We start from the raw sequence: 12,285 nt of genomic DNA on the forward strand, positions 1-12,285 counted from the left end.
AACACCGGCAATGCGACCGGCGGCAATGGCGGCAGCAGCGGGGCGGCCAGCAATACGGCCGGCGCAGGCGCGACGGGTGGTGCGGCCAGCGGCGGCACGGCCAGCAACGGCAATCCCACCAACGGCAGTTCGACCGGCGGTGCGGGCGGCGCAGGCGGTGCTGGCGGTGGCGGCAACACCGGCGGCACGGGCGGCAGCGGTGGCACCATCACCGGCGGTGCGGCGACCGGCGGTGCAGCAGCCGGCGGTACGGGTGGCGCTGGTGGCGATGTGTCCGTGACGGCGGGCACGTTCAATATGTCCAACACCATGAGCAATGTCGGCCAGTCGGCCGCCGGCATCATGGTGACGGCGCAGAACAGCGGCATCGCCTCGCTGGTGCAGCAGAGTGTCAACGTCCAGGCCAATCTGGCGGTCGGCAAGTAGCGCAGGCGCGGGATGCGCGCGGCAGGGCGCATCCCGCCATCTACAGGGAGTACGGTATGCATACACCAGTTTTCAGTTTGTTTGCGGCGCTGGCGCTGGGCGGCAATGCGCTGGCGGCGCCGTCGATCGAGCCGCTGTTGCCGCCGCCGGCGCTATCCCGGCCGGCGCTGCTGCCCGGCGCCATCGTCATTGTCACCGCCGATCCGGCCGGGTTCGAGAACAGCGCGCTACCGGCCGCCAAGCTGGCCGGCAAGCGCGCGGGCGCCGATGCGGTCAACAACGATATGCAGTTGAGCGGTGCGGTCAGCGGCAACTCCGCTGTCAATGTGTACACCGGCGCCAACTCGATCAGCAGCGGCTCGTTCAGCAATGCCGCCGGTTTGCCGGTGGCGATACAGAACTCCGGCGCCAATGTGCTGATCCAGAACGCCACTATCATCAACATCCAGATGCGATGAAGACCTATGCCTTTGCAGTGCTGGCCGCCATTGCGTGCGGCCAGGCGGGCGCGGTGGACTTGCCCGGCGCGGCCGGCAGCAGCTACGCGCTGCATGTCACCAGCCTGAAGGAGGCGCGCTTCCGTTCCACGGTGCGCCAGCAGTTCGATTTCAGTTGCGGCTCGGCGGCGGTGGCGACGCTGCTCAGCTATCACTACGACACGCCCGTCAGCGAGCGGCAGGTGTTCGATGCCATGTACGCGCAGGGCGACCAGCAGAAAATCCAGCGCGAAGGCTTTTCGCTGCTGGACATGAAGCGTTATCTGGCCGGGCTGGGCTTCATCGCCGACGGCTATCAGCAGCCCTTGCACAAGCTGGCCGAGGCGCGCTTTCCGGCCATCGTACGCATCCGCGAAAACGGTTATGAACATTTCGTCGTCATCAAGGGCGTGGACGACGGCCGCGTGCTGCTGGGCGATCCGGCCGGCGGCACGCGGGCGATGCGGCGCGCGGACTTCGAGGCGGTGTGGCAGGACCAGTTGCTGTTCCTGATCCATAACTGGCGCGGGCAGCCGCACTTCAACCTGGCGGCGGACTGGCGCGTTGCGCCGCGCGCGCCGCTGGAGCAGGGCATCAATCGCGGCTCGCTGACCGACATTACGCTGCCCAAGAACGGCAGCGGCAATTACTGAACGGAGGCGCGTATGCGCAAAGCGATGTTGACCGTGCTGCTGGCCTGCGGGGCGGCGGCGCACGCCGGCGATTTGCCGGACCCGACCGACGGCTGGCTGGCCGTCGATGACGCCACGCTGGAGCAGGCGCGCGGCGGTTACGAACTGGGCAGCGGACTCATGGTCTCGCTAGGTGTCGAACGTTTGGTTTCGATCAATGGCAGTGTTGTAGCAAACAGTCGTTTTGCGATCGCCGATGTGACAAAGTTGAGCGCTGAAGAAGCCCGCATGGCCAGCGATGCGCTGGCCGCGGTGGTGGTGCAGAACGGTGCGGGCAATGTGGCCGACGCCATGCAGGCCGCGCCGGCATTGGGTTCCTTGCTGATACAGAACAGCATCAACGACCAGGCCATCCGCAGCCAGACCACGATCAGCACCACGGTCAGCAATCTGGCGCTGCTCAAGGCGGTCAATTTTGAAAGCATGTTGCGCGATGCCCTGAGCGCTGCGGTGGGGCCGAAATGAACATAACGACGGAGGGTGGCGATGCGTAGTGTGAGATGGCAAACCAGCGCGCTGGTGTGGATGGTGTGCGCGGCGGTGCAGGCGCAGGCTCAGCAACAGCAGGGCGATACCGCGCCGCCGGCCGTGGCGCCCTTGTTCGAACAGCCGGGCGTGCTGACGCCACGCGGCAAGCTGGTGCTGGAGCCGTCGGCGCAGTTCGGCTATTCGTCGAGCAACCGCGTGGTGCTGGTCGGTTACACCATCATCCCGGCTTTGCTGATCGGGCTGGTGGACGTGCGCGAGATCAAGCGCAACACGCTGACCGGCGCCGTCTCGCTGCGCTACGGCCTCAGTAATCGCGCCGAAGTGGAGTTGAAGCTGCCCTATGTGTACCGCACCGATTCCACCGTCAGCCGCGAGCTGTTCACCGGCACCGGTGTCGACAAGGTGTTTGAAACCAGCGGCAAGGGCGTGGGCGATGCCGAGCTGGCGCTGCGCTACCAGCTCAACCAGGGCGCGCCGGACCGGCCGTATTACGTGGCCGGCTTGCGCGTCAAGTCGCGCACCGGCACCGATCCGTTCAAGGTCGTCACCGATTGCAGCAAGCGCTGCGTGGGACCGGACGCCACCGGCACCGGCTTGCCGCTGGAATTGCCCACCGGCTCAGGCTTCTATGCCGTGCAGCCCAGCCTGACGTGGCTGTATGCCAGCGACCCGGCCATCCTGTTCGGCGGCGTCAGCTACCTGTACAACTTCAAGCGCAGCAACGTCAACCGCAAGGTGTTGAACGGCGAGTGGGAGCCGCTGGGCACGGTCGCGCCGGGCGATGTGGTGGGCTTTAATTTCGGCATGGGCCTGGCCTTGAACGACAAGGCGCTGATCAGCTTTGGCTACGACCACAGCTCGATCGCGCGCACGCGGCAGAACGGCGTGCCGGTGCCGGGCTCGGTGCGGACGCAGCTGGGCACGTTGTTGATGGGCTTGTCGTACCGGCTCAACGACAAGCGCACCATCAACATCGCGGTCGGCGCCGGGCTCACGCGCGATACGCCGGACGTGCAACTATCGTTCCGCATGCCGCTATCCCTGTAGAGCGCGTGGCCCAAGCGGCGGATTTTGCGGTATCGTAGCGTTTCTTGATTGTTAAAAAAACAGGGACGCTATGATGACGACGACCACCTTGACCCGAACCGCAGCCGTGCTGGCGGTGGCTATGGCCAGTTCGATGGCACAGGCCGCCGCGCCGATGGCCAAGTTCCAGGCGCCGGGCTTTTACCGCACCACGCTGGGCGATTTCGAAATCACCGTGCTCAACGACGGCACCATCGACCTGCCGGTCGACAAGCTGCTCAAGCAGCCGGCGGCCAAGACCAATGCGGCGCTGGCGCGGTCGTTCGAGAAGAGTCCGCTGGAAACTTCGATCAATGCCTTCCTGATCAATACCGGCAGCAAGCTGGTGCTCATCGATGCCGGCGCCGCCAGCCTGTTCGGCCCGACGGCGGGCAAGCTGCTGGCCAATTTCAAGGCCTCGGGTTACAAGCCGGAGCAGGTCGACGAGATCTACATCAGCCATATGCATGGCGACCATGTGGGCGGCTTGGCGGCCAACGAGCAGCGCGTGTTTCCGAACGCGGTGGTCCGGGCCGGCAAGCTGGATGCGGATTTTTATCTGAACCAGAGCAACCTGGACAAGGCGACCGGCGAGGAGAAGGAAGACTTCCAGGGCGCGATGATGTCGCTGAATCCCTACGTCAAGGCGGGCAAGTTCCAGCCCATCATCGCCAACAGCGAGCTGGTGCCGGGCATCAAGTCCTATTTCAACGGCGGCCACACGCCGGGGCATATCACTTATGTGGTGGAGAGCAAGGGCCAGAAGCTGGCCTTGCTGGGCGATTTGCTGCACGTGCAGGCGGTGCAGTTTGAAAATCCTGGCGTCGGCGTCACCTTCGACACCGACAGCAAGATCGCCATCGCCGAACGCAAGGAAGCGTTCGCGGCGGCGGCCAAGGGGGGCTACCTGATCGGCGCCCCGCACCTGTCGTTCCCGGCCTTGGGCCATGTGCGCGTCAACGGCAAGGGTTACGAGTTCGTGCCGGTGAACTACGCGCTGCCGCGATAAGCGAGGAGCTTAGGCCAGCGCTGGATAGTCGGTGTAGCCTTCTTCCGCAGGCGCGTAGAAGGTTTCGGCCTTCCACTCGTTCAGCGGCGCATCCAGTTGCAGGCGGCGCGGCAGGTCCGGGTTGGAGATGAAGGCCTTGCCGAAAGCGATGGCGTCGGCGGTGCCGGCGTCCAGCACTTGCTGCGCGGTTTGCTTGTCCATCTTTTCATTGGCGATGTAGACGCCGCCGAATTCCTTCTTCAGCAACGGGCCCAGGCTGTCTTCGCCCACCGCTTCACGCGCGCAGATGAAGGCGATCTTGCGCTTGCCCAGCTCGCGCGCCACGTAGCCGAAGGTGGCGGCCGGGTTGGAGTCGCCCATGTCGTGCGAATCGCGGCGCGGCGCCAGGTGCATGCCCACGCGGCCGGCGCCCCACACCGCGATGGCGGCATCGGTCACTTCCAGCATCAGGCGGGCGCGGTTTTCAATCGAGCCGCCGTAGTTGTCGGTGCGCTGGTTGGTTTTGTCTTGCAGGAACTGGTCGAGCAGGTAGCCGTTGGCGCCGTGGATTTCCACGCCGTCGAAGCCGGCCTTTTTGGCGTTCTCAGCACCTTTCTTGTAGGCGGCGACGATGCCTGCCAGCTCTTCGGTATCGAGCGCGCGCGGCACCGGATAGGCGCGTTGCGGACGCAGCAGGCTGACATGGCCTTCGGCGGCGATGGCGCTGGCCGACACCGGCGCTTCGCCGTTCAGGAAGCTCGGGTCGGAGATGCGGCCCACGTGCCACAGCTGGGCAAAGATCACGCCGCCGGCTTTATGTACGGCCTCGGTGACTTGCTTCCAGCCTTCCACCTGCTCGTCGGACCACAGGCCCGGCGTGTCGGCATAGCCCACGCCCTGCGGCGTGACGGCGGTCGCCTCGCTCAGGATCAGGCCGGCGGTGGCGCGCTGCTCGTAGTACTTGGCCATCAGCGCGTTCGGCACGCGGGCTCCGCCGATGGCGCGGGCGCGGGTCAGCGGCGCCATGACGATGCGGTTTTTCAGGGTGATGTCGCCGATGGTGAGCGGGTCGAAAAGGTTTGCCATGATGAGTTTCCTATAGTGTCATTTGATCGATGAAGGCCTGGATCAGGGCTTCGTCGCGTTTAAAGTAATTCCATTGCCCCACGCGGTGGGAGGTGATCAGGCCAGCCTTGAGCAGGGTGGCCAGATGCGCCGACACCGTCGATTGCGACAGTTCACAACGCCGGTCGATGAGGCCGGCGCATACTCCCAGGCTCAGCGGATGCTGCTGGTCTGAGAAATACACCTCGGGCTCCTTCAGCCACGCCAGGATCTGGCGCCGCATCGGGTTGGCGAGGGCTTTGTGGATAGCGTCTATGTCCATTTGCATGTAACGATATATGGATCGTCTTTTTCCGATTTCAATATCGTCATCTTACGATATAAAAGAAAAACGTGCTGGCGGCCAAAAAATCATTTATGTTATGGGAACATTGTTCGAAGTTTAATGAGGGCCGTATGTCGAGTCATTACCTGGATGTGGCCATCGGGCTGTCCTACACTTTCCTGGCCGTGAGCCTGCTGTGCAGCGCCACGCGCGAAGCCATCGCTTCGCTGTTCCAGACCCGCGCCAAGATCCTGGTCGATGGCGTGCTGACCATGCTGCATGAGCCGGCCGGCAAGTCTCATCTACGCGGCATCATTCCCTCGATCAAGCGCTTCCTGCGGCTGGACAGCGGCTTCAATCTAGCCAAGCTGGGGCCGCATTCGCTGTCGGCCGCCGTCATGACGCATCCGCTGATCGCCGGGCTGGCGCAGCAGGGCCGCATGCCGTCCTATATTCCGTCGGCGATCTTCGCGCGGGCGTTTGTGTCGACGCTGACGGCCAAGTACGGCAAGGGGCAGACGGCGGCGCTGCTGCTGGCCAATGTCGGCAATGAAGGATTGAGCCGCACGCTGCTGGCCATCATGGGCGAAGGACCGGACGATGTGGCCGCGCTGGAGAACGCCGTGCGTATCTGGTACGACACGGTGATGGACCGCATCACCGGCTGGTACAAGCGGCGCTCGCAGCTGGTGCTGTTCTGCGTGGGCCTGTTCTATGCGGGCGCGATGAATATCGATGCGCTGCAGCTGAGCCAGCGCCTGTGGCGTGACGACGACTTCGCGGCCAAGACGGCGCAGCAAGTCTCAGACACCATGGCTGCCGGCACCATGAAGCTGCCTGCTGCGGTTGCTCCCGGCGCCCCCGCGCCGACTGCGCTGAGCCAGGCGGCCGAGGCCAAAAAGGATGTGCAAGCGTTGCAGGTCTTGCCGATCGGCTGGCCGTCGCCGCGCTTTGTGGGCGCCTGGGACAGGGGCGTGTGCGCCTTCGCGGGCGCGCTGGTGTTCGCGCTGATGGGATGGATCATCACGGCCTTCGCCTCATCGCTGGGTGCGCCGTTCTGGTTCGACGGCATCGGCTGGCTGCTGGCGCTGCGCGGCAGCGGCGCCAAACCGGCGCCGGAACCGGCCCCGGTGGTGATCGAGGCCATCACCTTGCCGAGCCTGAACGGCGTCAAGCCCACCAACGGCTGAGGCCGTGTAGAAATGGCGGACCTGACCCCGGATGTCAGGCGAAGTGCAGGGCCAGGGCGATGACGGCGGGCAGGGTCTGGATCAGCAGGATCGAGCGCTTGACCGTCACGCCGCCCCAGATGCCGGCCACCGCCACGCAAGCCAGGCCGAACACGGTGAACGCCGATGCGATCGCCGGATCCGGATGCACAAAACCCACCACCAGCGCCGCCACCAGGAAGCCGTTGTAGCAACCCTGGTTGGACATGGCCGGCTGGACGATGTCGGCCTTCTCCTTGGTCAGCCCGAACACGCGGCGGCCGCGCGATTGGAACAGCACCGTTTCCAGCAGAACGATGTAGACATGTATCAGCGCCACCAGGCCGGTGACGATCTGCGCCAGTAATTGCATGGATGCTCCTCATTATTATTGAACGAGCATTATGTACTGCTCGGCGCGCGGCGGGAAGGCGTCAGCAGAGTTTGGCTGGCGATGCTATAGTTTCCGGCATTTTTGGAGACACTCGATGACCTGGATAATCCTCATCCTGGCCGGCCTGCTGGAAGTGGCATGGGCGGTCGGCCTCAAATACACCGACGGCTTCAGCAAGCCATTGCCGACCGTGCTGACATTGGGCGCCATGGCCGGCAGCGTCGCCATGCTGGGCCTGGCCTTGCGCACGCTGCCGCTGGGCACCGCTTATGCGATCTGGACCGGCATCGGCACCGTCGGCACCGTGATCTTCGGCATCGTCGTGCTCAATGAGCCGGCCAGCGCGCTGCGCGTCGGCTGCATCGCGATGATTATCGGCGGCATCGTCGGCCTGAAGCTGTCGACCGTCTGATCAGAAGGCGGGATTGGCGCGCGTGAGGTAATACCATTCGCTGTTGGCGCCGGCAGCGGCGTCGGGGAACAGGATGCGGCCGTCGAACTCGGCCAGCACCGGCGTGCCGTCGTTGCGGGTGCCGATCTGTTCGCCTTGTTGCACCGGATCGAAGCTGGACCAGGCGCGGCTGAAGCGGTCGTCCGCATGCTGCTTGTCGTAGACCGCCACCATGCTGAGCGCTTCCATTGCATCGTCGGCGATGGGCTCGGGCGAGGGCGCGTCGATCAGGCCGAGGAAGGCCAGGGTGTTAAGGATGGCGCGGTAGCCGACCTCGGGCGCTTGCGGATCGGCATGCTGGCCGCATTCGAGCGTCAGCGCGTAGCCGCCGGTGCTGCGCATGTATTCGGTGGTGCCCATGCCGTAGCGCAGCACGGTTTGCAGTTCGCCCTCGTTGCGCAGGCGGCGCTGCACGCCGGCGCCATAGGTGCGCAGCCAGCCGTCGACGAAGCGCCGCACGCCGAGCCGCCGCGCCATTGCGCGTTCCTGCTGCTCGTGCTTGAAGGGTTCGAGCGGACCATCGTTGTTGCGCGGGCCGACCATGGCGAACGGCTCGCTGGCGGCGTTGAACGAGTGCAGGTCCAGCAGCACGTCATGCTGCGCCAGCAGCGGACACAGCCAGTTGGCCACGCGGTCTTCGAAATCTTGCGGGTTCGGGCTGGGGAACAGGTTGCGATTCAGGTTGCGGTCGCCGGAGCGCTCGCCCTTGGCGTAGGCCAGCGGATTGACGATGGGGACGAAGGTGACGCTGCCGTTGCGTATCGTCAGTTGGCCGCTGTCCAAATGCCCCATCACACGCGTGATGGCCTTGGTGCCGCAGGTCTCGTTGCCGTGCACGGCGCCGGTGACGATCAGCCGCGTGCCGGGATGTTGGCCGCTGTATTGAACGGATTTGAATTGCAAGCCGGCGGTGACGATCATGCCTACCCCATCAGAGTCATCAAAGTAAACAGTTTATACCTTGTGCCAATAGATGGGAACTTGTGCAGTCCGATGCCCCATCGCTGCGGCATCGGACTGGATGAGTTTAGCCGCCTTCTGGCTCGTTCTCGACTTGCGGGTCGTGCATGAATTGCACGCCGTCGTCATCCTTGAAGTGGAGCATGATGTTCAGCGTCATTTTGGAGGTGTTGGCATCGCAGAAGGTCAGCTGCTTGCCGCTGATGCTGATGCTCTCTTCGCTGAATTGATCGTTGTCTTCCGGTGCCACGGTCATGCCGGTGAATACGATATTGTCGGTGCCGCTATCGAAAATCTGGTAGTTGATGATCGTATCGGTTTGGGAAACGCGAAGAATGGCAGGCATGGTTTCAACCTTGTAGGTGCCTGGTTTTGCGCCCGGCCGGACCTTTACCAAAATGTTGATGAATGGTGTACTTGCGATGAATTTACTCATGAACTTGCTTTCTTCAGTGGGTGGGTGGAAAGGTATTGCAGGTAGGCAGGATCACGATATGACATCGCCTCAAGTTGCTTGCGCATAGGCGCCGCTTGTTCATGTTGTCCAAGGCATGCGTGGGCTTTGACCCATGGAGCAAGAACCCGGAAATCGGTGCTTCCTTTGACCAACGGCCGCAGTAGTGTCTGCACTGCTTCGCAGCGACGATGTGCGGTGTCTGCATTTTGATATGCGCCCAGCTCCGCATCCAGGAGTAGTGCGTCGATCAAGACAGAGCGTATCAGTTGGTCGCTTGGCGTGGCTGAGTAAAGCTGCTCCAGCTTCTCGACAGCTGGGTCCAAGTTGGCGCTGGCGTCTGCGAGCCGGTGTTCCCGTAAGTGTATCGCCGCCTTGATCCGTCGCACCCTGGCCTGGACCATTTGAAGATTTATTTTTTTGGGTTCCAGGCGGATGAGCTCAGAAAAGTTCTGTTCCAGTTTATCCAGCCGCGCAAGCTTCGACGCCGGTTTCTGGTCTTCGCTTTCCGTTTCAATGAGACCGATCTCGGCGATGTATAAATTACGCTGCCAATTCCGGTTGCTGGTATCTTTCTCCACGATGGTTTGTAGCAGCGTATATGCCTGCTGCATGGCTTCATGACTGGCAGCGAGGTCGCCGCGTGCTAGCCTGAGGTCCGACAGATGCGACCAGGCCGATGACAGACGGTTTACCCACAATGTCTCGGCGGGATGGGCGTCACGCAGTGTTTGCAGCAACGCGAGCTCGCGTGTTCCTAGTGTTTCGGCCAACGCCAACTGGCCCAATTGCAGCTGAGCGCGGGCCTGCCACGAAAGGCTGTCTGCGAGATCGGCAGCGAGGCGTTTGTTTTTTGGTGTTTGAGCGTAGGCACGCTGTTTTAAATCGACGGACAGTGCAAATTCATCGGCTGCTCGCTGTAGGTCTCCGCGCCGCAGCGCGACGGTGCCAAGGTTGTTGTGAGCATAGGACTGTTCGATCCACGCGTCTGTAGAGGTCGGCGCGACTGTTGCTTGACGGTCGGCGTAGCTCCGGTACTGCTCAAAGTACTCCTGAGACTTGTCCCATGCTTTCTGATCGAGCTGAATTTGCCCCAGCCAGAAGGCATTTTCGCCTGCGCTTTTGAGCAGCGCAAGGTCATCTGGTTTGGATTTCAGTTGTTGACGGAGGATGTCGCGGCCCGCCAGCAGTGCAGTGTTGGCGCCGGCTGGATCGCCGCGCGAAATCCTTACTTCAGACAGCACTTGCAAGGACTTGGCGCGCTGGGCCAATGCAGCATCGCCATCATCGCTACGCATCGGATCGGACAGGTACTTCAACGCGCGGTTGCTGACGCTGTCGAGCAGGTCCAGCTTGCCCAGCGGGCGCAGCTTGTCGACGAAGTCGCCCAGCATGTAGCCCATCAATTCCTCGGCCTCGGTGCGGTGCTGTTCGGCTGCCTGTTGCGCCGAGCGCGCCATCAGGAACAGGCCGCCGGCTAGCAGCGCCAGACCGGCCATGACGATGGTGATCGTCAACCGCAGCCGCTCGCCGCGCCGCACGCCTTGCAGCGAGGCGTGGACGAACGCCTGTTCCTGCGGCGTGAAGCTGAAGTCGCTGGTCTTGAGCAGCTGGCGCGCCTGATTCGCCTGGGTGCCGGATGGCAGCAGCATGTCGGGCTTGCGGCCGCTGTCTTGCCAGCGCCTGGCTTGCGCGCTGATGCGGCTGCGCACTTGCAAGGCCTGGCGGTGTTCCTCGATCCACGCCACCACGCGCGGCCAGCGCCGCAGCAGCGCTTCGTGGGCGATGCCGAAGGCGGGCGCGCCACCGTGCAGATCGCTGACGAACAAGTGGGCGTCGACCAGCGCCTGCACCAGCCCATGATCGGCCTCGTTGCGCAGCGCCGACCACGGCACGCGGCGCGAGGTGACGGTGGATTCATCCTCCGCCACCAGCACCAGTTGCGACAGCACATGCGGCAGCGCGGCGATCTGCGCGCTGCCCAGCGCCGAGATCACCTGTTCGGCACGCGCGCCGATGGCGCCTTCCAGCCCGCCGAGCGCGTGGAAGCTGGCGTGGCTCAGCTCGCCGTCGGGACTGCGCAGGCGGTACAGCTCCTGTAGACAGTATTGCAGCAGCGGCAGCGTGTCCGGGCCGGCCTTGGCGGCGTCGATCAGCACCTGGTCCAGCGATTCGCCAGCGGCATCGACCGTGTAGCGCAACTGCGCCACTTGCACCGGGTGGCGGATGATCTGGGCGATGTCGGCCGCGCCGGGCGGCGCCAGGTCGAAGTGGCCGCCGCGCAGCTTCATGCTCATCAGCGCCGGGTAGGCCGTCAGGTGAGGGTAGAAGTCGTTGCGGCAGGCCAGCACCAATAAGATGCAGCCGGAACGCGCCAACTGGTCGAGCACGTGGATGAACACGGCCCGTTCCTGCTCGCCGATATGCGGCAGGCGGAAGATGGCTTCGAAGCGGTCGATGAACAGCATCAGCCGGATCGCCGGCATCCGCGTCTGCAATTGGGCGATCAGGCCGGGCAGGTCTTGCGCCAGGCGCTGGGCCAGCGACACGGCGCTGGTGTTTTCAAACAGCAGTTGGCTGTCCAGCTCGGCATCGAGCAGCACGCTGGCCAGGGTGTCGAGCAGGCTGGCCTGGCCCATGTCGGCGCAGTCCAGTTGCAGATGGCTGGCGATCGCCAAGCCGGACTCGGCCGGTGCGGCGCCCGCTTTCAGGGCCGGGATCAGGCCGGCCTGGACCAGCGAGGTCTTGCCGGCGCCGGAAGGACCGAGCACCAGCACCATCGCGCAGGCGGCCTGCACCTGGCTGACCACCACTTGCACCAATTGATCGACTCCGAGCTTGCGGCCGAAGAAGATGGCGGCGTGCTGTTCCTCGAACGCTTCCAGGCCGCGGAACGGCGAGGCGTGCAGCCAACTGCCGTTGCTGACGTCGTCGTCGTAGCTGAGCTCGGCCAGCAAACGATAGCCGCGCTTGCGGATGGTTTCGATATAGCGCGGTTCGACCGCCGAATCGTCCAGCGCCCGCCGCAGCTGGGTGATGATTTTGTGGACCGCGTTGTCGCTGGGGGAGATGTCGCCCCAGCACGCATCGAGCAAAGTTTCAGCCGAAACGACGACATGCGGATGATTGCATAAATGCAATAAAACATCCATGGCGCGTGGCTCCAGCTGGCGGCTCAGGTCGCCGCAACTGAGAGTATTGGTGGCTGGATCGACCCGCCACTGCCCGAAACGAAAGCTTTTGTGATTCACACGGACCTTCTTTGTTCAGAGAGAATTTCTTTGTAATCAAC

General features: G+C 63.7%; 13 protein-coding genes and 1 pseudogene. 8 read left to right on the plus strand and 6 right to left on the minus strand.

Features of this window, described 5'->3' with window-relative positions:
• The 6 genes and pseudogenes from GEV02_RS32950 to GEV02_RS19195 all read left to right on the plus strand — a co-directional run.
• Positions 1–426: pseudogene (locus GEV02_RS32950) on the plus strand (hypothetical protein); the annotation flags it as partial.
• 56 nt (positions 427–482) lie between these two features.
• Entirely contained in the window at positions 483–884 is a 402-nt protein-coding gene (locus GEV02_RS19175; RefSeq protein ID WP_152839493.1) for a hypothetical protein, read from the plus strand.
• Positions 881–1,555 carry a C39 family peptidase gene (locus GEV02_RS19180; RefSeq protein WP_152839494.1) on the plus strand — a complete coding sequence of 225 codons (675 nt, stop codon included), beginning with the start codon at positions 881–883 and terminating at the stop codon, positions 1,553–1,555. Before GEV02_RS19175 ends, GEV02_RS19180 begins: the two co-directional genes overlap by 4 nt.
• Before the next feature lie 12 nt (positions 1,556–1,567).
• Complete coding sequence (locus tag GEV02_RS19185) at positions 1,568–2,059, plus strand: hypothetical protein (protein ID WP_152839495.1); 492 nt, start codon at positions 1,568–1,570, stop codon at positions 2,057–2,059.
• Between the two features lie 21 nt (positions 2,060–2,080).
• Positions 2,081–3,130, plus strand: a complete 1,050-nt coding sequence (locus GEV02_RS19190; RefSeq protein ID WP_152839496.1) for an acetate kinase — start codon at positions 2,081–2,083, stop codon at positions 3,128–3,130.
• Positions 3,131–3,203: 73 nt separating this feature from the next.
• Positions 3,204–4,157, plus strand: coding sequence for an MBL fold metallo-hydrolase (locus GEV02_RS19195; RefSeq protein WP_152839824.1), 954 nt, complete (start codon positions 3,204–3,206; stop codon positions 4,155–4,157).
• A gap of 9 nt (positions 4,158–4,166) precedes the next feature.
• Here the strand turns inward: GEV02_RS19195 and GEV02_RS19200 are convergent, their stop codons facing one another.
• Positions 4,167–5,222 carry an alkene reductase gene (locus GEV02_RS19200; protein WP_152839497.1) on the minus strand — a complete coding sequence of 352 codons (1,056 nt, stop codon included), beginning with the start codon at positions 5,220–5,222 and terminating at the stop codon, positions 4,167–4,169.
• A gap of 10 nt (positions 5,223–5,232) precedes the next feature.
• Complete coding sequence (locus tag GEV02_RS19205; protein ID WP_008447701.1) at positions 5,233–5,529, minus strand: ArsR/SmtB family transcription factor; 297 nt, start codon at positions 5,527–5,529, stop codon at positions 5,233–5,235.
• 128 nt (positions 5,530–5,657) lie between these two features.
• Here GEV02_RS19205 and GEV02_RS19210 point away from each other — a divergent pair, with 128 nt between their 5' ends.
• The gene (locus GEV02_RS19210; protein ID WP_152839498.1) at positions 5,658–6,716 is read left to right on the plus strand and encodes a hypothetical protein; all 1,059 of its coding nucleotides are present in this window, start codon (positions 5,658–5,660) and stop codon (positions 6,714–6,716) included.
• A gap of 34 nt (positions 6,717–6,750) precedes the next feature.
• On the opposite strand, the gene GEV02_RS19215 is transcribed toward GEV02_RS19210, so the two are convergent.
• On the minus strand, positions 6,751–7,107 hold the full coding sequence (locus GEV02_RS19215; RefSeq protein ID WP_152839499.1) for a DUF1304 domain-containing protein: 357 nt from the start codon (positions 7,105–7,107) through the stop codon (positions 6,751–6,753).
• A gap of 115 nt (positions 7,108–7,222) precedes the next feature.
• Here GEV02_RS19215 and sugE point away from each other — a divergent pair, with 115 nt between their 5' ends.
• Complete coding sequence (gene sugE / locus GEV02_RS19220) at positions 7,223–7,540, plus strand: quaternary ammonium compound efflux SMR transporter SugE (RefSeq protein WP_008447704.1); 318 nt, start codon at positions 7,223–7,225, stop codon at positions 7,538–7,540.
• Here the strand turns inward: sugE and GEV02_RS19225 are convergent, their stop codons facing one another.
• The 3 genes from GEV02_RS19225 to GEV02_RS19235 all read right to left on the minus strand — a co-directional run bounded on the left by GEV02_RS19225 (position 7,541) and on the right by GEV02_RS19235 (position 12,244).
• Positions 7,541–8,500 (minus strand): M14 family metallopeptidase, encoded by a 960-nt coding sequence (locus tag GEV02_RS19225; protein ID WP_152839500.1) that lies wholly within the window; start codon positions 8,498–8,500, stop codon positions 7,541–7,543. It abuts the gene before it with no gap.
• A gap of 106 nt (positions 8,501–8,606) precedes the next feature.
• Complete coding sequence (locus tag GEV02_RS19230) at positions 8,607–8,975, minus strand: hypothetical protein (RefSeq protein WP_152839501.1); 369 nt, start codon at positions 8,973–8,975, stop codon at positions 8,607–8,609.
• A complete protein-coding gene (locus GEV02_RS19235; protein WP_328595860.1) occupies positions 8,972–12,244 on the minus strand; it encodes an nSTAND1 domain-containing NTPase in 3,273 nt (1,090 codons plus the stop codon). Before GEV02_RS19235 ends, GEV02_RS19230 begins: the two co-directional genes overlap by 4 nt.
• Between the last annotated feature and the right edge of the window lie 41 nt (positions 12,245–12,285).

The sequence above is a fragment of the Rugamonas aquatica genome (assembly GCF_009380215.1).
Lineage (GTDB): Bacteria > Pseudomonadota > Gammaproteobacteria > Burkholderiales > Burkholderiaceae_D > Rugamonas > Rugamonas aquatica_B.